Origin of the sequence: Uliginosibacterium silvisoli (genome assembly GCF_036017035.1) — a bacterium.
GTDB lineage: Bacteria > Pseudomonadota > Gammaproteobacteria > Burkholderiales > Rhodocyclaceae > Viridibacterium > Viridibacterium silvisoli.
In genome coordinates this window covers 104,044-124,947 of the sequence record NZ_JAYXHS010000003.1, presented here as the reverse complement: position 1 = coordinate 124,947, position 20,904 = coordinate 104,044, and the positions used below count along the sequence as shown (strand labels likewise).

18 protein-coding genes are annotated in these 20,904 nt (G+C 59.6%); 11 read left to right on the top strand and 7 right to left on the bottom strand.

Annotation, left to right across the window (positions count from 1 at the left end; all coding sequences use genetic code 11):
* Positions 1-138: 138 nt before the first annotated feature.
* A complete protein-coding gene (locus VVD49_RS15380; protein ID WP_327600088.1) occupies positions 139-822 on the bottom strand; it encodes a hypothetical protein in 684 nt (227 codons plus the stop codon).
* Between the two features lie 637 nt (positions 823-1,459).
* Between VVD49_RS15380 and VVD49_RS15375 the strand changes: the two genes are divergently transcribed.
* From VVD49_RS15375 to pbpG, 4 genes are all read left to right on the top strand, one after another.
* Entirely contained in the window at positions 1,460-2,329 is an 870-nt protein-coding gene (locus VVD49_RS15375; RefSeq protein WP_327600087.1) for a lytic transglycosylase domain-containing protein, read from the top strand.
* 336 nt (positions 2,330-2,665) lie between these two features.
* Positions 2,666-4,960: an NADP-dependent malic enzyme gene (locus VVD49_RS15370; RefSeq protein WP_327600086.1), complete on the top strand. Its 2,295-nt coding sequence runs from the start codon at positions 2,666-2,668 to the stop codon at positions 4,958-4,960.
* 90 nt (positions 4,961-5,050) lie between these two features.
* Positions 5,051-6,316: a patatin-like phospholipase family protein gene (locus tag VVD49_RS15365; protein WP_327600085.1), complete on the top strand. Its 1,266-nt coding sequence runs from the start codon at positions 5,051-5,053 to the stop codon at positions 6,314-6,316.
* A 198-nt stretch (positions 6,317-6,514) separates the two neighbouring features.
* The gene (pbpG, locus tag VVD49_RS15360; protein WP_327600084.1) at positions 6,515-7,450 is read left to right on the top strand and encodes a D-alanyl-D-alanine endopeptidase; all 936 of its coding nucleotides are present in this window, start codon (positions 6,515-6,517) and stop codon (positions 7,448-7,450) included.
* A gap of 58 nt (positions 7,451-7,508) precedes the next feature.
* Here pbpG and VVD49_RS15355 read toward each other — a convergent pair whose 3' ends face one another.
* From VVD49_RS15355 to VVD49_RS15345, 3 genes are all read right to left on the bottom strand, one after another.
* On the bottom strand, positions 7,509-8,252 hold the full coding sequence (locus VVD49_RS15355; protein WP_327600591.1) for an IclR family transcriptional regulator: 744 nt from the start codon (positions 8,250-8,252) through the stop codon (positions 7,509-7,511).
* A gap of 273 nt (positions 8,253-8,525) precedes the next feature.
* Positions 8,526-9,029: a disulfide bond formation protein B gene (locus tag VVD49_RS15350; protein ID WP_327600083.1), complete on the bottom strand. Its 504-nt coding sequence runs from the start codon at positions 9,027-9,029 to the stop codon at positions 8,526-8,528.
* A 193-nt stretch (positions 9,030-9,222) separates the two neighbouring features.
* A complete protein-coding gene (locus VVD49_RS15345) occupies positions 9,223-9,735 on the bottom strand; it encodes an EF-hand domain-containing protein (protein ID WP_327600082.1) in 513 nt (170 codons plus the stop codon).
* A gap of 259 nt (positions 9,736-9,994) precedes the next feature.
* Between VVD49_RS15345 and VVD49_RS15340 the strand changes: the two genes are divergently transcribed.
* Genes VVD49_RS15340 through VVD49_RS15325 form a run of 4 tightly spaced genes read left to right on the top strand, consistent with a single transcriptional unit; the run spans position 9,995 to position 13,884 of the window.
* Positions 9,995-10,750, top strand: coding sequence for an electron transfer flavoprotein subunit beta/FixA family protein (locus VVD49_RS15340; protein WP_327600081.1), 756 nt, complete (start codon positions 9,995-9,997; stop codon positions 10,748-10,750).
* Positions 10,751-10,761: 11 nt separating this feature from the next.
* Positions 10,762-11,694: an electron transfer flavoprotein subunit alpha/FixB family protein gene (locus VVD49_RS15335; RefSeq protein ID WP_327600080.1), complete on the top strand. Its 933-nt coding sequence runs from the start codon at positions 10,762-10,764 to the stop codon at positions 11,692-11,694.
* A gap of 45 nt (positions 11,695-11,739) precedes the next feature.
* Entirely contained in the window at positions 11,740-12,033 is a 294-nt protein-coding gene (locus VVD49_RS15330; protein WP_327600079.1) for a hypothetical protein, read from the top strand.
* A gap of 54 nt (positions 12,034-12,087) precedes the next feature.
* The gene (locus VVD49_RS15325) at positions 12,088-13,884 is read left to right on the top strand and encodes an acyl-CoA dehydrogenase (RefSeq protein ID WP_327600078.1); all 1,797 of its coding nucleotides are present in this window, start codon (positions 12,088-12,090) and stop codon (positions 13,882-13,884) included.
* A gap of 27 nt (positions 13,885-13,911) precedes the next feature.
* Here VVD49_RS15325 and VVD49_RS15320 read toward each other — a convergent pair whose 3' ends face one another.
* Positions 13,912-14,544 carry a 2-dehydro-3-deoxy-6-phosphogalactonate aldolase gene (locus VVD49_RS15320; protein ID WP_327600077.1) on the bottom strand — a complete coding sequence of 211 codons (633 nt, stop codon included), beginning with the start codon at positions 14,542-14,544 and terminating at the stop codon, positions 13,912-13,914.
* On the bottom strand, positions 14,541-15,470 hold the full coding sequence (locus VVD49_RS15315) for a 2-dehydro-3-deoxygalactonokinase (RefSeq protein WP_327600076.1): 930 nt from the start codon (positions 15,468-15,470) through the stop codon (positions 14,541-14,543). Before VVD49_RS15315 ends, VVD49_RS15320 begins: the two co-directional genes overlap by 4 nt.
* 212 nt (positions 15,471-15,682) lie before the next feature.
* On the opposite strand from VVD49_RS15315, the gene VVD49_RS15310 reads away from it, so the two are divergent.
* The 3 genes from VVD49_RS15310 to VVD49_RS15300 all read left to right on the top strand — a co-directional run bounded on the left by VVD49_RS15310 (position 15,683) and on the right by VVD49_RS15300 (position 19,694).
* Positions 15,683-16,222: a DUF2127 domain-containing protein gene (locus tag VVD49_RS15310; protein WP_327600075.1), complete on the top strand. Its 540-nt coding sequence runs from the start codon at positions 15,683-15,685 to the stop codon at positions 16,220-16,222.
* Between the two features lie 194 nt (positions 16,223-16,416).
* The gene (locus tag VVD49_RS15305) at positions 16,417-18,582 is read left to right on the top strand and encodes a WD40/YVTN/BNR-like repeat-containing protein (protein ID WP_327600074.1); all 2,166 of its coding nucleotides are present in this window, start codon (positions 16,417-16,419) and stop codon (positions 18,580-18,582) included.
* Positions 18,583-18,713: 131 nt separating this feature from the next.
* Positions 18,714-19,694 carry a pectate lyase gene (locus tag VVD49_RS15300; RefSeq protein ID WP_327600073.1) on the top strand — a complete coding sequence of 327 codons (981 nt, stop codon included), beginning with the start codon at positions 18,714-18,716 and terminating at the stop codon, positions 19,692-19,694.
* A gap of 588 nt (positions 19,695-20,282) precedes the next feature.
* Here VVD49_RS15300 and VVD49_RS15295 read toward each other — a convergent pair.
* On the bottom strand, positions 20,283-20,904 hold a 622-nt coding region (locus VVD49_RS15295; RefSeq protein ID WP_327600072.1), incomplete at its 5' end, for a pectate lyase.

Sequence of the window (20,904 nt, the reverse complement as noted above, 5' to 3'; positions counted from 1 at the left end):
TTCTCGCAAGAGAAGCAGGGCGCGCTGCTTTCGTTTTTGTTGGACGGTTTTTCCAGCGCCGTACGGTAGTACGGCAACGCACTTCCAGCTTGCCAGGCTGGCGGTGCTTTCCTCGTGTTGGGCTTGAAACCCCAGCGACTAGCAAAGGAGGTGTGTGATGGCAACAGCAAAGTCCAGTACCAAGAAGGCGGCTGCGAAACCTGCAGTCAAGAAGGCAGCCCCCAAGGCAGCTGCAAAGCCAGCAGCCAAGAAGGTTGCTGCAAAGCCTGCAGTGAAGAAGGCGGCGCCTAAGGCAGCAGCAAAGCCGGCAGCCAAAAAAGTTGCGGCCAAGCCAGCAGCCAAGAAGGTCGTTGCCAAGAAGCCAGCAGCCAAGCCTGCAGTGAAGAAGGCAGCGCCTAAGGCAGCTGCAAAGCCAGCAGCCAAGAAGGTTGCGGCCAAGCCAGCAGCCAAGAAGGTTGTTGCCAAGAAGCCGGCAGCCAAGCCTGCAGTGAAGAAGGCAGCGCCTAAGGCGGCAGCGAAACCGGCAGCCAAGAAGGTTGTTGCCAAGAAGCCAGCAGCCAAGCCTGCTGTGAAGAAGGCCGCACCTAAGGCTGCAGCAAAGCCGGCTGCCAAGAAGCCAGCAGCCAAGAAGGCCGCTGCTAAGCCTGCAGCGAAAAAGGCACCTGCGAAAGCTGCTGCCAAACCTGCTGCGAAGAAGCCAGCTGCCAAGCCTGCTGTAAAGAAGGTTGCTCCTGTCAAAGCCGCTGCCAAGCCTGCAGTGAAGAAGTCTTCGGCACCGAAGGCTGCTCCCAAGACGGCGGCGCCGAAAAAGGCTGCTGCCAAGAAGGCCGCTGCGCCAAAGTCGGAACCTGCGCCTGCTGCCGCTGCGCCTGCAGCGCCTGCTGCCGCAGCACCGGCAGCTGCCGCAGAAGTAAAGCCAACGCCTTCGACGGCGGCAACTCCAGGTCTCAAGTCGTCGCTGAACCCGACGGCTGCCTGGCCATTCCCATCTGGCTCCCGTCCTTCCTGATCGGAGTTGTTGGTGAATCAAAAGGGGCGCGCGAGCGCCCCTTTTTCTTTGTATCAGCCATCGCGTGCAGCTTTAGCCAGGGGCGACGAACGGTCGCATGGCGCGTGATATCCAGCACGAAATCGGAGTATGACAAATGCAAAGTCCCCGTGGGGCGGGGGTTTGGTGGTGGATTGACAAAGTTCAATCAAATCAATAGAATGGCCCCATCCTGACGTGGCCGAAAAGCTGGAAAAGCGTTTTTGGAGATGTCAAATAAATCAGGTTTTCTGCCCTTGTGGGCGCAATCCTGAGCCACGAATCTTGCCGTCTGTCTGTCATCAAAGTGACGCCTGGCAAGACTTCAACCAGAGATTCACTGTTTGCCGGAGTGGTATTCGCGGGCAGTAGGAGATCGGTAAAACAAGACGGAACCTGCCTGCTGCAGGGGCATCCGTCGAGAGTCTGTCCATGTCCTTGGGGCCAATTGCGAGACGATTGGCTTCGGCCGCGCACGAAGTGTTTGTGCGCCAAAGCCGTCCGACGTGGCAACGTGTGGAGGTCAAGATGTCTGATGTGAAGTTTCTTAAGCGGTTCGCAGGGCACGCCGCCAGTTTTTTCCTGAATTTTGCGCACGGCAGTCTGCTCGTTGCCGGTGTTCTGGTGGTGAGTCTGGTCGCTTATCAATATGCCGCACATGGCGTTGATGGGCTTAATCCGCGCGTTGCCTTCCATCCTGCCGAAGCTGAGGTGCTGGCCGTTGCTGATGGTGTTGCTGACGCCTCACCAGTGGAGCAGGGCAAGCTGAGTCCTGAATACACGCGCTTGGTGCAATACCTTGCCAAACGCTACAAAGTGTCGGCAACGGGCCTGGAGCAGTTGGTATGGACCTCCATTCACGAAGGCCGTGCAACCAAGGTGGATCCGGTGCTGATTCTGGCTGTGACTTCCGTTGAGTCCGGCTTCAACCCTCTGGCTGAGAGCGTTTTCGGTGCGCAGGGTCTGATGCAGATCATCCCGCGTTTCCATCAAGACAAGATTGATTCCTCACTGGGCGCAGTTGCCCTGCTGGAGCCGACCGAGAACATCCGCGTCGGTGCGCGCATCTTGCGCGAGTACATGCGTAACAATGGTGCGCTCGAAGCGGCCTTGCAGCAGTACGGTGGCGTTTCTGATGCGTCCGATATGACCTACGCTGCAAAGGTCCTGAACGAAGTTGAGCGCTTTCGTCAGATCATGAAGTTCGGCAGCGTGCGTGCAGAAGTTGCTGCGAACACATCAGGCGTGGTGCCGGTCGTGGCAACTACCAAGGATGTCGAGTCGACCGGAAACCCTGGTTGATTGATCTGGCGTGGCAGTGCTTCCACGGCTTGTAGCCCGGCACTGCAGTGATTTTCTGCATAAGGTGGTTGCCTTGAGCGCTTCTCCCTGATTGGTGGCAAGGTCTCTTCGTCGGCGTTGGCCGATTCAATCATCTCCCTCCTTCTCTTTTTCCCGTCAGTTTCCCGTGCAGGTGGTGCTGCAGATTTCCACGATTTCTTGTGGTTTTCCCGGGGACAGTCTTCCAGTGCCGAGTCGTAGAATGTAGCTCACCGGAAAGCGCTGCGCTTTCCGGTGCGGCTCTTGCATGCTTGTGACATGCATGCAGCCGGTGGCTGAATTTCAAGAGGTGGGTTCATGGATGAAAGAATTCGCGCCGAGGCGCTGGAGTACCACCGTCAAGGGCGGCCGGGAAAGATATCGGTTACGCCAACCAAGCTTCTCAGTAATCAGCGCGATCTCTCGCTGGCTTACTCTCCGGGTGTGGCAGCGGCGTGTGATGCCATCGTCGATGATCCAGCACAGGCGAGCGAACTCACGGCACGAGCCAATCTGATTGGCGTTGTTACCAACGGCACGGCGGTGCTGGGGCTTGGCCCGATTGGTCCACTGGCTGCAAAGCCGGTGATGGAAGGTAAGGCCGTTCTCTTCAAGAAATTTGCCGGTATCGATGTGTTCGATATCGAGATCGATGAGCGCGATCCCGATAAATTGATCGACATCATCGCTTCACTGGAGCCGACTTTCGGCGGTATCAATCTGGAAGACATCAAGGCGCCCGAGTGCTTCTACATCGAAAGCAAGCTGCGCGAGCGCATGAAGATTCCGGTCTTCCATGATGACCAGCATGGCACGGCGATCGTCGTCGGCGCGGCGATACTCAATGGCTTGAAATTGATGGGCAAGCCTCTCGATCAGGTCAAGGTGGTGACCTCGGGCGCGGGGGCGGCGGCGCTGGCCTGTCTCGATCTCTTGGTGATGCTGGGCATCCCGGTCAAGAACATCTGGGTGACCGACATCAAGGGTGTCGTCTATGAAGGACGCATCGAGGAGATGGAGCCCATCAAGGCACGCTACGCGAAGGAAACTTCGGCGCGCACGCTAGGGGAGGTGATCGACAACGCTGACGTGTTCCTCGGCTTGTCGGCGGCGGGCGTTTTGAAGCCGGACATGGTTGCGCGCATGGCGCCGCATCCGCTCATCTTCGCGCTCGCCAATCCCGTGCCGGAGATCCTTCCCGGCGAAGCCAAAGCCGTGCGCTCGGACGCGATCATCGCCACTGGGCGCTCCGACTACCCGAACCAGGTCAACAACGTCCTGTGTTTTCCGTTCATTTTCCGCGGTGCGCTCGACGTCGGAGCGACGACGATCAATGACGCGATGAAGCTCGCCGCAGTGCGTGCGATCGCCGAGCTCGCGCAGGTGGAAGCCTCGGACATCGTCGCGGCCGCTTATGGCGAACAGCCGTGTTCGTTCGGCCCTGAGTACATCATTCCCAAGCCTTTCGATCCTCGTCTCATCGTCAAGATCGCACCGGCGGTGGCCTGTGCAGCGATGGAGTCGGGCGTGGCGACGCGGCCGATCCAGGACTGGGATGCCTACACGCAGCAGCTGAACAATTTCGTATGGCAGTCCGGCCTGATCATGAAGCCGGTGTTCTCTGCGGCCAAGCGTGCGCCCAAACGCATCATCTTTGCAGAAGGTGAATCCGAGCGCGTGTTGCGGGCCGTGCAGGCCGTCGTAGACGAGGGCTTGGCGCGCCCGATCCTGATTGGCCGTCCTGACGTAGTCTCGATGTATATCGAACGATTTGGCCTGCGCATGCGGCCGGAGATCGATTTCGAGTTGGTGAACCAGGACTCGGATCCGCGTTACCGTGAGCTGTGGACGCACTATCACGGCTTGATGGAGCGTCGAGGGGTGTCAGTGGAATACGCCAAGCGCGAGGTTCGCCGTCGCACGACCCTGATCGGGGCCTTGTTGCTCAAGTTTGGTTACGCAGATGGCATGATCTGCGGCACCTACGGGATGCATGATCAGCATCTTTCGCTGGTCAATACCGTGCTCGGGCGTCGCGAAGGCGTCCACAACTTCTACGCCATGAACTTGCTGGTGCTGCCGGGGCGAACCATCTTTCTGTGCGATACGTATGTTAACTACGATCCGAATGCCGAGCAGATATTCGAGATGACGTGCCTGGCTGTCGAGGAGGTGCGCCGCTTTGGCATGATGCCAAAGGTGGCGCTGCTGTCGCACTCGAGCTTTGGCACCGATGATTCACCCACCTCGACCAAGATGCGTGACGCCTTCCAGCTCTTGCAGTCGCGTCGCCCTGATATTGAGGTCGAAGGGGAGATGCACGGCGACGCAGCGTTGGACGCAAAAATCAGAATGCAAATCTTCCCGAATGCGCACATGCGGGAAGATGCGAATCTGCTGGTCTTTCCGACCCTGGATGCAGCCAATATCGCTTTCAATCTGCTCAAGACCGCCTCGGGTGAGGGCATGACGGTCGGGCCGATCCTGCTGGGTACAGCGAAGCCCGTGCATATCCTGACGCCTACTGCGACGGTACGCCGCATCGTCAACATGGCTGCTTTGACGGTTGTCGAAGCCGGGCGGGACTTGGGGCAGGCCAACGAATCAAGGTGAGCGCCTGTCGGTTGTAACGCAACCGACAGTCTTCCTGAGTCAAGCGCGGGCGACGACATGCCGTAAGCTCATTTCAGGAGGGTGGGCGTCATGGGCGAGGGCTTTGCAGACCATAGAGCAGCAAGCGTCACGATAGATGGGCTCGTAGAGAGATCGACTGGCAAAGTCGGTCTTGTGCTGACCGGAGGAGGGGCGCGTGCTGCATATCAGGTTGGTGTGTTGAGTGCCGTACGTACGATCTGGGGACGGCGCCAAGGCAATCCTTTCCAGATCGTTTGCGGCACTTCGGCGGGAGCCGTAAATGCAGCGGCGCTGGCTTGCTATGCCGACAACTTCGGCGAGTCCGTGCGGCGCCTTGCGTGGATCTGGCGCAACTTCACGGTCAGCCAGGTGTATCGCTCCGACACATTGGCTGTGATGCAATCTGTAGTGAGCTGGGCGGGAGCCCTGCTCATGGGGTGGCTGTTTCACCGCAGCCCACGCTCTCTGCTGGACAACACTCCGCTGCGCGAGCTCTTGCAGCATCACCTCGACTTCAACCGCATCGATGACGCGATCAAGGCGGGCCATCTGTACGCGGTCAGCGTCACCTGCTCGGGTTATTCGACGGGCGAGAGCCTGACTTTCTACGAGGCAAATGCCGAGGTGAGTCCGTGGCGTCGCGCCCAGCGGGTTGGCCTCAAGCACCGCATTACCGTGGATCACTTGATGGCTTCGAGCGCCATCCCCTTTGTTTTTCCGGCCGTGAAAATCAACCGCGAGTATTTTGGCGACGGATCGATGCGCCAACTGGCTCCTGTCAGCCCCGCTGTGCATCTCGGGGCAGAACGCGTACTGGTGATCGGAAATGGCCGCCGGGAAGGCGAGACCCGCCGCACGCGATCTGATCGCTACCCTTCACCCGCCCAGATTGCCGGTCATACCATGTCGAGTATTTTTCTGGATGGTCTGGCCGTAGACATTGAGAGGCTGCAACGTATCAACGATACTTGGGGGCGAATCCCGCCCGAGGTACGTGAGAAGGCAGGGGTGTCGCTGAAGCCCATTGAAGCTCTGGTAATTTCGCCCAGTGAGCGCCTGGATTTCATTGCAGCGAAGCATGTTCGTGCCCTGCCTTGGGCGTTGCGCACCGTGCTACGCGGAACGGGGGCCTACGGCCGCGCAGGCTCCGCAATACTCAGTTATCTGCTTTTCGAGAAGCCCTACACGCGCGAATTGATGGAGCTGGGCTATCGCGATGCGATGAAAAGGCGTGCTGAAATTGCGCACTTTCTGCGCATTGACGAGTCAGAGGACGGCGTAGGCTTCGGGCAGCAGGCAGACATATTCGAGCATGTCTGGACAGAAGCGGAGTAAATGCATCAACTTTCGTTTCTATGTGTCTAATTTTCATAGCTATTGCTACAATTTAAAGAAGCAGTTGTTTTACTGGAGTTGCAGATGATTTCGAATCGCTTGTTTTTCGCGCTGATGGGGGCTGTCCTGACGCTTTCTCTGGTCTGTTCTGCAGACGCGAGTGCGGCTAGTCAGCAAAATCGTGCGCGTGCCAAAACGATGAAAGCGACGAAGGCGACAAGGAGCAGCGCTGCTGCACCGCGCGTCAACAAGGTTGTGTTCTCCAGAACTACCAGAACGAAGAATGCGGTCACAACGACACGCAAGACGGTTTACCTGCCGCGTGCAGTTCCGGATTTTGATCGTGAGGGCAATCCTCTCCTGAAGTCCTCCGCGTTTATCGTGCAGGACATGGATTCAGGCCAGGTCCTCCTGGAAAAAAATGCTTCGCTGGCCCAGCCGATAGCCTCCATCAGCAAGTTGATGACCGCGATGGTGGTGCTGGACGCGAATCTCGATTTGACCGAGATGTTGCAGATTACGGATGACGACGTGGATCGCCTCAAAGGCACGAGCTCGCATCTACCCGTCGGCACGCGCCTGACGCGTGAAGACATGCTGCGTCTGGCATTGATGGCTTCGGAAAATCGCGCTGCTTCGGCGCTGAGCCGTTTTTACCCGGGTGGTCACTCAGCCTTCATCCAGGCTATGAATGACAAGGCCAAGGCGCTGGGTTTGAGTGAAACGCGTTTTTACGACAGCATCGGCTTGAATCGCAATAACGTTGCGTCTGCACGCGACCTCGTAGCAATGACCACCGCAGCTTCGCACTATCCCCTGATTCGCGAGTTCAGTACCACTGCCGAATATTCTGTGCCGGTGAGCGGCCGCGAGCGCGCCTTCCACAATACCAACGCCTTGGTGCGCAACTCGGATTGGCAGATCAACCTGTCCAAGACGGGCTACATCAACGAGTCTGGTAAATGCCTTGTGATGCAAGTCGTGCTGGCCAACAAGCGCATGGCAATCATCTTGCTGGACTCGTCGGGGCGTTTTACCCGCGTGGCAGACGCTATCCGCATCCGCAAGTGGGTTGAGACTGCCGTCGCACCGGCTCGCATCGCCAGCGTATCCACGCTCAGCAAGCTTAACTGACGGCTGACAGGACCTGCCGCGCCGCAATGGCGCGGGAGACAAGAAGGGCTCAGGACGATCAGCGCTTGTTGCCTATCTTGCCGTCGCCGCTGTAGCCAAGTGCGCGCGAAATCTCCATTGCAGTATTTCGTACCAATGGTGCCCAGTCGGGGTTGAACCGTTCTGTCGGCGTGGAGAGCGACAAGCCGGCGACCAGCTCGCCGTCGTCATCGCGAATGCCCGCAGCGATGCAGCGCACACCTACTTCCACTTCTTCCATGTCGTAAGACACTTGTTGGCGGCGCACGCGTGCAAGGTCCTGTTCGAGTGCCTGGAGCGTCGTCAGCGAGGCTTGCGTATTGCCGGGCAAGCCCGTGCGGTCGGCGTACTCCCGGTTGAGCTCAGGGCCATCTTCCGCAAGGAATAACTTGCCGGTCGCGGTGGTGTGCAACGGCGCGCGTGCTCCCACGATATGTACGATGCGCACGGCCGAGCGGCCACTTGAGGTGCGCTCTATATAGACGATTTCGTCGCCGCTACGCATCCCCAGATTGACGCTTTCGCCCGTGGCAGCGTGCAGGCGCAGCATCGAGGGCATGGCAGTCTCGCGCAGCGAGATGCGATTCTTGACGAGATTGCCGAGCTCCAGCAGACGGATGCCGAGACGGTATGCCCCGCCATCGGTGCGCTCGACAAATCCACTCGCGCCGAGTGCGCCAAGGATGCGGTGTGCAGTGGAGGGGTGAAGGGCGGTGTCCTGAGCCAGTTGCTTGAGCCCTGGCGGCTCCCGGTGGTGCGCAAGTGCGTCAAGCAGGCTCATCATCCGGTCAATGACCTGGATCGAGCCGCGTGCCTCCTTGCCATCATCCTTCCCGATGTCTTGTTTGACCGGTGCGACGGCTGCAGAAGTGCTTTTCTTGACGTTTGCCATGCGGCAATCTTACTGCATAAGATTCGATTGCGTCTTGTGAAATGAACCGCTTGTCAGGCCAGGTTGGGGGCCATATGGGCAAGGACTGGAAGTAAAAAGAGCCGCCGGAAAATGTATTTCCCGGCGGCTCTTTTCAGACTTCTGACTGGCTGCGTGATCGCTGTATCAGGCAGTGCGGCGACGCAAGATCAGCCAGATATTGATGGCAATGACCAGTACGAAACACACCAGCGCCCATTCGGCCATCGACAGACCGAACAGACTCCAGTCGACCTTCGAGCAATCGCCCTCTCCATGGAAGAGTTTTGGCAAAGCGTCCGACAAGGGGAAGTGGCTGATCATGTAGTTCAGGTCCGGGCCGCAGGTGCTGACTTCCGGTGGGTTGTGCTGCAGCCAGCTCTGGCGGATCGACACGCTGCCACCTGCAATGGCGGTGATGACAATCAGACCGCTCCAGAGTTTGAGTGCAATGCCACGTGGATTGAACAGTCCTCCCAGCAAGGCAAACAGCGCGATGCCGACGAATGCGTAACGTTGCAGGATACACAGCGGGCAGGGCTCGAGGCCTTGATAGTGCTGCAGGTAAAGGCCGTACCCGAGGAGGCTGGTGCAGAAGGCAAAGAGGGCCAGGAAGATCAGGCGCGGTGAGAGCTGGTTGAGCGCATTCATGTTTGTTTTCTATATGGAACGCTGTTGGAGGTGGTGACTGGAAGCCCATTTCTGAACATGGGCATGCGCTCGGACAGGGCGCGTTCGCAGAAGGTTCATTCTATCCGAGTCGCCAGATTGCCAAGGTTGCGCTACAACAAACGAAAACAGGCGCACCTGTGCTGGGTGCGCCTGTTCTGGTGTGGTGACAGATTTACTTGGCAGGAGGTGGTGCATCACCGCGTGGTGGGCGTTGAGCGCGCATCTTGTCGTGGAAGGCCTTCATTTCATCGGCGCTGAGTTTGCCGTCCTTGTTGGCATCGGCAGCATCGAAGTCCTGCAGCATCTTTTGCTGATGCTGGACCATCTCGTCACGGGTAATGACGCGATCATGATTGGCGTCGACCGCACCGAATGGGCCGTGAGGGCCGTGGCCACGACGACCGCCGTGCTCGCGGCGCATCCTGTCGCCGGCGGCTTTCAGCTCGTCCTGGGAAAGGAAGCCGTCCTTGTTGGTGTCGATCTCATCGAAGTGCTCGGTCAGAGGCTGGATCGTGGCCGCTTCGGTTTTCGAGATCTTGCCGTCCTTGTTGGCGTCGGCAGCCTTGATGCGTTCTTCCATGCGCTGGCGCATCGGACGCTCGCCAGCGGGCGCGGATTGCTGCGCGAGTACGACGCTGCTCGCTGTGATGGCGAGTGTGACGAGGAGAATGTTCCGGGTCTTCATGGTGTGTCTTCCTTGTGGTGAGAGCCAGGTGATGGCGCGATCAAATCTTAGGTCTCGGCCCCGTTAATGGGTGTTTCACACTGGCAAGCTTGTGTATCAACTTGTAAGGCTGTGTTGGTTTTGACCTGGATCAGCAAAGGCTTCAGCCATTGGCTGATCGCGCAATAACAAGTGGTTATGCCTGCGAGGCGTGCCCAGCGCGCGCTGCAATGCGATACTTCATCCTTTATGAAGCTAACCAAGCTGTGGGAGAAAGACAGTGAAAGTTCTGGTGCCGGTCAAGCGTGTGGTGGACTACAACGTGAAGATACGGGTCAAGGCCGATCAAAGCGGCGTCGATCTGGCCAACGTCAAGATGTCCATGAATCCCTTCGATGAAATTGCCGTGGAAGAGGCTGTGCGCATGCGTGAAGCCGGCGTGGCAACCGAGGTGATTGCAGTGAGTTGTGGCGCAGCGAACAGCCAGGAAACGCTGCGCGCGGCGATGGCCATTGGTGCGGATCGCGCCATCCTTGTCGAGACGGACGCCAGCGTGGAGTTGCAGCCCTTGGCCGTGGCCAAGCTGCTTAAGGCCGTCACCTTGAAGGAAGCGCCGCAGCTTGTGGTCCTCGGCAAGCAGGCCATCGATGATGACGCCAACCAGACAGGGCAGATGCTCGCCGCCATGCTGGGCTGGCCGCAGGCGACCTTCGCCTCGAAGCTTGCGCCGGGTGATGGCAAGCTCACCGTGACGCGTGAAATCGATGGCGGTCTGGAAACGCTGGAGGTGAGCCTGCCTGCCATCGTGACGACCGATCTGCGTTTGAACGAGCCGCGCTATGCAACCTTGCCGAACATCATGAAGGCCAAGAAGAAACCGCTCGACACCGTGACGCCTGAGTCGCTCGGTGTGGACATCACGCCGCGCCTGAAGACGCTGAAGGTGAGCGAACCGCCTGCGCGCGTGGCTGGCGTGAAGGTCGCGAGTGTCGAAGAGCTGGTCAGCAAGCTGCGCAATGAAGCCAAAGTGATTTAAGGAAAAAGAACATGAGCATTCTGGTCATTGCAGAACACGACAATAAACAGATCAAGTCCACCACGCTCAACGCGCTGGGGGCTGCTGCAAAAATAGGTGGTGAGATTCACGTACTGGTCATTGGCGGCAACTGCGCCGACGCGGCCCAGGCTGCCGGCAAGATTGCGGGTGTGGCCAAGGTGCGTGTCATCGATGCGGCGCACTACGCCGATCACACCGCCGAGAACATCGCCATCGCGGCAGCCCAGCTGGGTGGTAGCTATAGCCACGTGCTGCTGCCTGCGTCGAGTTTCGGCAAGAACCTTGGTCCGCGTCTCGCTGCGTTGCTGGACGTCGCCCAGGTGTCGGACATCGTAGGCGTGGAGTCGGCTGATACGTTTGTGCGCCCCATTTACGCAGGCAGTGCGCTGGCAACCGTGCAGTCGGCTGATCCGGTGAAGGTCATCACCGTGCGCGTGTCGGCATTCGATGCCGTCGCGGCAGAAGGCGGTAGCGCAGTCATCGAGACGGCTCCGGCGGGGCCCGATCTGGGCGTGACAAAACTCATTGGCCGTGAGCTGACCGTGTCGGCACGGCCCGCTTTGGGCTCCGCCCGTGCCGTGGTTTCCGGTGGCCGCGCGCTCGGGAGTTTCGAAAGTTTCCACTCGGTTCTCGAGCCACTGGCCGACAAGCTGGGCGCTGCGATCGGCGCCTCGCGTGCTGCCGTGGATGCCGGTTTCGCGCCGAATGAAAGCCAGGTCGGCCAGACCGGGCAGGTCGTGGCACCAGATCTCTACATTGCCATTGGCATTTCCGGCGCCATCCAGCATCTGGCCGGCATGAAAGAATCGAAGGTCATCGTAGCGATCAACAAGGACCCCGATGCCGCGATTTTCGGCGTAGCCGACTATGGAATCGTTGGGGATTTGTTTGAACTGGTGCCGCAACTGACTGCGTCACTCTAAGTCTGGAGCAAGGGCCGCAAATGCGGCCCTTGTCACGTGGAGCGCATGACAATCTTTGTTCTTACAACCGATGACAACGTGTTGCATGTCTTCGCAAGTGAGGCTGCAGCCCTGACGTCGGATGCCGTTAAGGCCAATATGGGCCGTGACGATGCCTTGTTCTTTGCCGATGACGGCAGTGGCTTGCGTCACGACCGTGTTGCCGGTGCAGACTACCTTCGACCATGGGCTTCCTGCAGTTCGTGTTCGTTGCCGCAGGTGCTGCATCTGGTCTCCGCTGTCGTGGGCGCGTCGCCGCTTGATTCGCTCGAGGCCGTGGCGAGATATACGATGAGATAGCCGGTATTGCCCAGCGGTGGACAACTCACAAGCAAGTCAAAAAAGGAGACAGGCATGAGCGAGTACGTGGCCCCGATCAAGGACATGCAATTCGTCCTGCGCGAGCTTGCCGGGTTAGACGAGGTCGCTGCATTACCCGGCTGCGACGACGTGTCGCCCGATCTGGTGGAGGCCATCCTCGAAGAGGCTGCGAAGTTTGCCGGTGGTGTGTTATCGCCACTCAACGCGACGGGTGACCGTGAAGGCTCACGTCTCGATGGCAATGCAGTGACCACGCCGAAGGGCTGGAAAGACGCCTATCGCCAGTTCGCAGAGTCGGGTTGGACGGCCGTTGCAGCCGAGCCCGAGCATGGCGGACAAGGCTTGCCGACTTTGCTCTCCACTACATTGAATGAAATGTGGAAGGCCTCGAACATGGCCTTCTCGCTATGCCCGATGCTTACCAACGGTGCCATCGAAGCGATCCGCTCGCGCGGGTCCGACGCGCTGAAGGCAATCTTTCTCGACAAGATGGTGGCGGGTGAATGGACCGGCACCATGAACCTCACCGAGCCGCAGGCTGGCTCCGATCTCGCCGCCGTGCGTGCACGCGCCGAGCCGCAGGCTGACGGTACGTACCGTGTTTTCGGCCAGAAGATCTTCATCACCTACGGCGAGCATGACCTCACGCCCAACATCGTGCACCTCGTGCTCGCACGCTTGCCGGAAGCACCGGAAGGCGTGAAAGGCATCTCGTTGTTTGTGGTGCCCAAGTTTCTCGTCAATGCCGATGGCTCGCTCGGTGCGCGCAACGACGTGCGTTGTGTGTCGCTCGAACACAAGCTCGGCATCCATGCGAGCCCCACCTGTGTGATGGCCTACGGTGACGAGGGCGGCGCGGTCGGTTATCTCGTCGGGCAACCGCATCATGGTCTCGCCATCATGTTCATCATGATGAATGCGGCGCGCTTTGCTGTGGGCCTTGAGGGGGTGGCATTGGCGGAACGCGCCTGGCAGCGCGCCTTGCAGTTCTCGCGCGAACGCATTCAAGGCTACGACCCTGCGGAGAAGGCGGGCGCGCGCGTGCCCATCATCCGACACCCCGATGTGCAGCGCATGCTGATGCTCATGAAGTCGCAGACGGAGGCGATGCGCGCGCTGGCTTACGTCGTCGCGGGCGCCACCGACAAGGCCGAGCGCCACCCAGATGAGCTCACGCGGACGCGGGCGCAGGGCTTCGTCGACCTGATGATTCCCATTGTGAAAGGCTGGAGCACCGAGACAAGCATCGAGGTCACCTCACTCGGCGTGCAGGTTCACGGTGGCATGGGTTACATCGAGGAGACGGGTGCAGCGCAGTACTTGCGCGACGCGCGCATCACTACGATCTACGAAGGTACGACGGCGATCCAGGCGAACGATTTCATCGGCCGCAAGATCGCGCGTGACAAGGGTGCGGCCATCGGTCTTGTGCTCGCCGAAATGCGCGAAGTGGCAGCCCATTGCACGGTGATCGGCGGCGAGAATTTCGGGCGTGTTGGTGCATCACTCAACGCCGGCGCCAACGCACTGGCCAGTAGTGTCGTATGGCTGTTGCGCACTTTTCCCGAACTGCCGGGAGAAGCGCATGCCTCGGCCGTGCCACTGATGCGCCTGGCTGGCATCGTGTTCGGTGGCTGGCAACTCGCGCGCGCCGCATTGGCGGCGCATCGGCGTATTGGCGCAGGCGATGCCGACAAACACTTCCTTGAAGCGAAGATCATCACCGCACGGTTTTACGCAGACCATGTGCTGTCACAGGCCGATGGCCTGGCACATTGCGTGATCAATGGCGCCTCCGTCACGCTGGCGAGTGGCCTGCTAGACGAGTGAGCAGGCGGCCCGTGCTGTCGCGCGCCCTCAGCGCGACAGTGCCCGCCACGCGGCCGCAAATTCCTTGGCACGCGCCGCGATGATGTCGAGCGACAGGCCAGGCGCGTACAGTGCGCCACCAATGCCGAAACCATTTGCTCCTGCGTCGTGATAGATCGCCAGGCGATCCGGGGTGATACCGCCGACCGGAAATAGCGCGACCTCGGCGGGCAATACCGCACGCCAGGCTTTGAGCGCGGCAGGTGGGATGGCCTCCGCCGGGAAAGCTTTCAGCCCGTGAGCGCCGGCGCGAAGAGCGCTGAATGCTTCGCTTGGCGTAGCTACGCCGGGCAGCGACCACAATCCCATCGCAACGCTGGCCTTGATGACATCCGGGTTGCAGTCCGGCGATACGATGAGCTGCCCACCGGCCAATGCCACGGCCTCGACATGCTCAACCGAGAGTACGGTGCCTGCACCGACGATGGCTGACGGTAAAGTGCGACGCAGGATTGCGATGCATTCGAGTGCGCCAGGGCGATTGAGCGGCACTTCCAGCATCGTGAAGCCCGCTGCAAAGAGCGCTTTCCCGACGGGCTCTGCCTCGGCGGGCGTGAGACCGCGCAAGATGGGAATCAGCGGCAGCGCGGGGAGCGGTATGTTGGTACGTTGCGTGCTCATGATCCAGAGCTCCAGAGATGTTGTATGGCTGCGAGGAAGCTCGCTTCGGGCGCGAAGCCGCGTACGCTTGCGCCTATGCTTTCGGCGACATGTGCATACAGGTGTGCGAGGTGAGCTTCGCCGACGATGCGTACCTCGCCATCGGTGGCTGCTGTCGCAGCGGACCGTATCCACGCCCGCACGTGTGGATCGTGCCATTCGGCGCCGATGAGCAGCCCGGACAACCACGATTGACTGCTGGCGGCGCCTTGCGCACCGAGCAGGACGGACGCGCGCAGGCCAAACAGCCGATGGCTGAGGCCGCCCCCCGCAGCTGCCGCCGCGCCTGCGCGGAAGGCGGCCATGTCCTCACTTGCATTGTCTGCACCGAGCAAGCTTGCGAGCGAGCTGTGCTTGCCGAGCAGCGCGAACAACTCACCTGTCATGAAGCTGCGGAAGCGTGTGACGCAGCCGTTCTCGACGATCACCCATTTGCTGTGGGTGCCGGGCAATACGTAGATGCCGTCGCCGCCCCCGAGCAACATGCTGCCGAGGATCTGGATCTCCTCGCCGCGCATGACGTCGGGCTCGTCGTACTGACAGACACCGGGCACGATGCAGATGCGGCGTGAGCTTAGTGAGGCAAAGCGATCATCGCGAGGTACTTCGATGAGTTGTGTACCCAGCGCATCGAGCCGGGCAGGGCAGGGGACGTAAGGTGCCTCGACCCAGCCGCTGCGGCTGCCGATCATGCCGGACATCAGCACGGGCGCATCCGCAGGCAGTTCGGGCCAGCGTGCAAGCAAGGCGTCGAGCGAGGCAGCGAAGTCGCCGCCGCAGGTCAGCACGCCTTCGGCATCGTGATGGCGGTCTACTACTACGCCATCGCGCAAAAGCGAGGCGCGGCGATTGGAGCTTCCCCAGTCAATAGCAACAAGTGAGGTCATGGATAGCCCGGGTTGGAAACCATGGAGAAAGAGGCGGAAGGAGACGATGCCACAAAAACCTGACAGCGACCTGAACTCACCTCAAGTGTCCGCTGAGGCTTCGTCGCGAACGGTATCGGGGGCCTGATCGGTCCATGCGCAATTCCGGCGCTTCGCAAGCGCAGGTCGATGCACAATGAGCAGCGTTCCCACCGGTGATCGACAATTTACGCATGAGCCAGAACGAGCCGAGCCCGATTGCTTCAAGCCCGCACCCTGTTGCAGCACGACGCACGCTGCGCGCCATCGCGGTTTTCGAAGCCATCAAGGGCTTTGCGGCGCTGATCGCGATCATCGGCGTAGTCGATCTCATGCACCACGATGTGCGGCATCTCGCAGAGGCGTTGATCGGGCGTTTCAGGTTGAGCCCCGATGGGCGCTATTCGTCGATCATTCTTCACTACGCCGACATGCTGCCCGGTGCAAACGTACAGGCCTTGATGTGGCTGGCGGCAGGCTACATCCTGCTGCGCTTCATGGAGGCCTACGGGCTGTGGCGTGACAAGGCATGGGCTGAATGGCTGGGAGCCTTGTCTGGCGGGCTCTACGTGCCGCTGGAAATTCATCATTTCATGCAGAGGGCATCGCTCGTCAATGGCCTTGTGCTGCTTGCAAATGTGATCGTCGTGGCGTTTCTTGCCATGCAATTGCGGCGTCGGCACAGGCTTGTGCAGCGCGGCTTCGGCGCGCGGCGGCCGTCTGATCTGCCGTAATTGGCAAAACCGCATATCGTTGATTTTAAAACTGAATTATTGATGCTGAGGTGCTGCTTTGCACCACATAACAGCTGCAACGAGCGGCCTGCAACAGCCTACAATTGACTCCGCAAAAACCGACGCAGGACGATCCGCGACATCAAGTGGCGGACGATCCCCACAGCACTGCTGGCGTCTACAAGAGGAGACACATGATGTGCATCACTTCCGCCGTGCCACGCATTCTTTGCGTGACGCTTGCTCTTTCATTGCTCGCATTGTCTGCATGCAAGCCTTCGTCATCAGGCGGGTCTGCCGACGCTGCTTCCGGCCGTGTTGCGGCACCGGCCTATACCGCGACAGTCATCAATCCGCGCCTTGAGAAAGGGATGGTTGAGCCGGTTACCGGCACCCTATTCGTATGGGGAGAAGATGGCGCCATCCTGCGCTCCGAAGACGGGCGCAAATGGAACTTCACGCTTACGCCGATCGACTCGCCTATCAAGCAGCTTGCCGCGAATGACGATGGCAAGACGCTTGTTGCGGTGAGCTCGAGCGGGCAGATACTGCGGTCGGAAGATAACGGCCGCAGCTGGTCCGGTCGTCGAGGGCCCGTCGCAACCGACCTGCGCAGCGTGATCTATCACGCACCCAGCAAGAGCTGGTTGATCGTCGGGACCGCAGGTACCGTATTGCGATCCGAAGATGCCAAGAACTGGCAGGTGGTGCAGGTGGATACACCGGCCGAGCTGATCAGCCTGTTCGTGGATACGTCCAGTGGCAATCTGTTCGCGGGCGGGCTGGAGGGCGCATTGCTGCGCTCGAGTGATGGTGGCAAGACCTGGCAAGCGACCAAGCCGGCTATGAACGGGCCGGTAATTTCGTTCTTCAGCCACGGCAAGACCTTGCTGGCCGCGAGCACGGAAGGGCGCCTGCTTCGGTCCAGCGATGAGGGCAAGAACTGGCAGCTGACGCGCACAAAGTCCAAGGGCTACGTCGTTGCAGGAGTTTTCGAGCCGACGAGCAAGACCTGGTTCATGCCTACGCACAATGGCGATCTCCTCCGTTCCAGAAACGAGGGGCGTAGCTGGCAAGTCGATTCCGGCGACGGCAATACCTACCTCGCCGATGCCGTCTATGACGAGAGCCAGAGCATGCTGGTGATCGTTGGCCATCATGGATTGGCGCTACGCACACCAGATGGCGGCCAGGTATGGGGGCGCACCAAGGCCGAAGGCATGGATGGCGTGGAGGCGGCGTTCTTCGACCCCAAGAGGCGGCTGATGGTTGGCTTCGGACACGGTGGCAATCTGGCCATTTCCGAGGACTTGGGCGTGCAATGGACTGTACTGTCGGCGAATATGGCCGAACGCTTCCGGACCGTCACTACCGCGGCTGACAAGAAGACGGTGCTTGCGCTCGGCCGCGTCGGCAGCGTTGTGCGCTCGCCAGACAATGGGGTCAGCTGGGAGGCCGTCAAGGTGAATTATGCGCAGGAGATGGCACCGACCAACTACCTGACGTTGATCCGTCACCCGGAGAGCAAGGCGCTGCTTGCGGCTGGCGGGCCGGGCACGATCATGCGTTCGGCCGATGATGGAAAAACCTGGACGACTGTCTTCGATACGCCATGGGAGCAAGCCGCTGAGTTCACCAAGCTGATTCTCGATGAGAGGAGCAAGGCCGTGCTCGCCGTTGAAAAGAGCGGCACGCTTCAGCGCTCTACGGATGGAGGCTTGACCTGGACGCAGGTTGGCGTGAAGACCAATGACATGTTCCGTACGGGTCTTTACAGCGCCAGGCACAACGTCATTCTGATTGCGGGCAAGTCGGGGATGACGTTTCGCAGCGAAGATGGCGGCCTTAATTGGGGGTCGCAGGATTTCGGTTTGGCGGAAATGCCCGATATCTGGGAGACCTTTGTAGACGACTCGAGTGGCGTCATCCTGCTGCTAGGGGCGAAGGGCGTCCTGCTGCGATCCGAGGATGGTGGGAAGAAATGGGCAAGCATTCCGACCGGCCCAAGCGGCACTTTGCTGTCCGCCGTGATCGAGCCAAAGGAGGGCGCATGGCTCCTGGCAGGGGTTGGCGGCAGCTTGCTGCGCTCTACGGACAAGGGCAAGACCTGGACGGCGATGCCCAGTGACACCAACGTGAACCTGCGCAAGCTCCTCATCGAGCCGGGCACGCAGAACATCGTGGTCGTCGGTACGAAGGGCGTGTTGCTGCGTTCAGAGGACGCGGGCAAGACCTGGCTGACGCTGCCGAGCCATACGCAGGAAAACTTCCTGACCGGCATGTTTGATCCCGAGAGCCGCAACCTGATTGCGGTCGGTGAACGCATCGTCGTGCTCAAACCGGATGCGGCCAAGCCTTAGCCCGACGGCTGCTCCGCATGTGGCTAACCAGGAACGATGCGACCTGACACGGGTCGAATGATCGCAATGCCCAGCCCGCGATACAGCGGGCTTTTTACAAAAGACGGAGTCTAAGGAGACAGACGATGCGAATGATCACGAAATTATGGATCAGCATGGCGGCAGCCTTGTTGTGCATGAGCGCACAAGCGGCAACCGATGCCAACGGCAACATGGTTCCCACGGGCAGGTTCTGTGCAAATCTCGGAGATTTTTGCAGCTTCAACGGCAAGATGGTCGTGCATATTGCTGGCTGCAAGAGCACCGACAAATACAACGGAGGCTGTGCGTCAGGGCCCGGCGTCATTGCTACCAATGGCATACGCTGTACCCTCGCCAACTTCGGCATGAAGGCGCCGTTGCCCGATGTGGGTCCGAACGCCTGCTACCTGGAAACGCTTGCAGAGGCGAGCGTTGTCGAGAACAAGTCCTCCGCGAAGAGCTCACGTGCGACCGGCATTACGGGCGCCAGATGTGCATCGAACGGCAGCGTGACAGTTGATGCCACCATCGTCGTAAATAAGACTACATACGACGGCGAATGCAAGACTTTCAGTCCAGGGCCTGGGCTGAGGAAGAGCGGAAGCGAAACGACGGACAAGCCCATGTTCCGCCTCGAGAGTGGTGCGACGTTGAAGAATGTCATGTTCGGCGAGAATTCGCCTTATGACGAAGCCATTCATGTGTTCAACGGCGCGACGCTCGACAATATCCGTTGGGGCAAGCTTCAGGAAAAGGCTGTGACGATCAAGAGCGCAGGTGACGTCGTGGCGAGCAGCATCTCTGCAACGAATGGCAATGGCTTGTTCCAGGTGGATGCGCCTACCACGCTGAAGTTATCAAACTGCACAATGAGCAAGATGAGCAAGGTCGTCAGCCAGAGCAAAGGTGCTCGCTTCAATATCACCGTTTTTGCGGACCGCTGCGAGCTGGCGAACGTATCCGAAGCGGTATTCGTATCAGACAGCGCAGGTAGCGTAGCGAAACTTACGAATAGCTATTTGCGGAAGACGGATGTCTTGTGCAAGGGGTCATGGGCAACTTGCCCTGATGTCGGCAATTTCTATGACTGATCGCTACGACGCATGGGAGTAACAGCGCCACTACACTCGCCCTTTCTTGCCTGCGCAATGGACTGAATGGCGCAGATGCTTGATCAAGACGCATGCTCCCCACGAGCATGCGTTTTTTATTTGGGCGGGTGTGTCTCCGGCTGCCCCTCATTCGAGGTCGTTTCCAGCAAGCTTGTGTTGCGATGGTGGGCGCAACTCTACGCTTCCCCTACGCCAGAAGTTGCATGGACGAACAGTGCGCTGCCGGCGTGAGTTGATTCACGTGGACCGTGCACACACGGGTGCTGCGGCACCAATGAAAGGGCAATGACGTACGTGGCTCACCCGAGTCGTCCAGATGTCACGTCATTCCCGGGAAAGCGGGAATCCAGTGTCGTTGCTTTTGGCCGCTGGATGAGTCGCTGGGTTCCGGCCCCACCGCAGGTCGGCCTGCCCTGAGCTTGTCGAAGCGGGCGATGGCATTCAGGGACCTTGTACGTGTGAAGTAGGAAGTAGGTAGTTCCCATAAAAAAAAGCGCACAGCCAGGACTGTGCGCTTTCAACAGAAGACCAAAACCAGCCTTACGCGAGGTAAGGCTGGTGTACTGCTTAGCTGCCGCTGTTGCCCGAACCCGTGCAGCTGGCCCACTTGCCGATGCACAGGGAACCTGCGCTCTTCAGCACGCTGTTGGTCAGCTTGGCGACGGAGGAGGAGCTATCCGAACGGAACACGCCTTCCTTCAGGTTGGACAGCTTGCACTTGTCGGCCGTGACGGTGATCTTGAAGGTGGTGTCACCGTTTTGACGGATGAACTTGGCTGCACCATCAACCACGCAGTTCGAGATGTTGGTCGTCGAAGCAGCGTTGATCTGACCGAACTTGTCTTCGCCCGAGTAGCCGGAGATGCCGCTCAGGTTTGCCGTGCCGGAGGACTTCACGGTGAAAGCGTCTTCACCGATGTTGCTCCACTTGAAGTTCTGGAGGCTACCGCCGCCGTAGAAGTGGACACCGTCAACACCGTTGTTGCCCAGAATTGCATTCTTCAGCGTGCCGCCGCTGATCTTGAATGCTGGATCCTGGTTTTCATCCTGGTCGCCTGAGCCCATCGAGGAAGATGGGTTGAAGGTCTTGCAACCACCGTCATAGGTGCCGGTCACTTGCACGGTCGAGGAAATCGACTGGCTGCCGCTGGACGAGCAGGTAGCGCCAGTGATGCTGCCCGATGGTGTC

Bases quoted from the DNA above. Each gene is read 5' to 3' on its own strand.
- VVD49_RS15375 (WP_327600087.1), top strand. From the start codon at position 1,460: ATGTCCTTGGGGCCAATTGCGAGACGATTGGCTTCGGCCGCGCACGAA.
- VVD49_RS15305 (WP_327600074.1), top strand. From the start codon at position 16,417: ATGATGTGCATCACTTCCGCCGTGCCACGCATTCTTTGCGTGACGCTT.
- VVD49_RS15335 (WP_327600080.1), top strand. From the start codon at position 10,762: ATGAGCATTCTGGTCATTGCAGAACACGACAATAAACAGATCAAGTCC.
- VVD49_RS15365 (WP_327600085.1), top strand. From the start codon at position 5,051: ATGGGCGAGGGCTTTGCAGACCATAGAGCAGCAAGCGTCACGATAGAT.
- VVD49_RS15325 (WP_327600078.1), top strand. From the start codon at position 12,088: ATGAGCGAGTACGTGGCCCCGATCAAGGACATGCAATTCGTCCTGCGC.
- VVD49_RS15350 (WP_327600083.1), bottom strand. From the start codon at position 9,029: ATGAATGCGCTCAACCAGCTCTCACCGCGCCTGATCTTCCTGGCCCTC.
- VVD49_RS15345 (WP_327600082.1), bottom strand. From the start codon at position 9,735: ATGAAGACCCGGAACATTCTCCTCGTCACACTCGCCATCACAGCGAGC.
- VVD49_RS15300 (WP_327600073.1), top strand. From the start codon at position 18,714: ATGATCACGAAATTATGGATCAGCATGGCGGCAGCCTTGTTGTGCATG.
- VVD49_RS15315 (WP_327600076.1), bottom strand. From the start codon at position 15,470: ATGACCTCACTTGTTGCTATTGACTGGGGAAGCTCCAATCGCCGCGCC.
- VVD49_RS15330 (WP_327600079.1), top strand. From the start codon at position 11,740: ATGACAATCTTTGTTCTTACAACCGATGACAACGTGTTGCATGTCTTC.
- pbpG (WP_327600084.1), top strand. From the start codon at position 6,515: ATGAAAGCGACGAAGGCGACAAGGAGCAGCGCTGCTGCACCGCGCGTC.
- VVD49_RS15320 (WP_327600077.1), bottom strand. From the start codon at position 14,544: ATGAGCACGCAACGTACCAACATACCGCTCCCCGCGCTGCCGCTGATT.
- VVD49_RS15355 (WP_327600591.1), bottom strand. From the start codon at position 8,252: ATGATGAGCCTGCTTGACGCACTTGCGCACCACCGGGAGCCGCCAGGG.
- VVD49_RS15370 (WP_327600086.1), top strand. From the start codon at position 2,666: ATGGATGAAAGAATTCGCGCCGAGGCGCTGGAGTACCACCGTCAAGGG.
- VVD49_RS15310 (WP_327600075.1), top strand. From the start codon at position 15,683: ATGAGCCAGAACGAGCCGAGCCCGATTGCTTCAAGCCCGCACCCTGTT.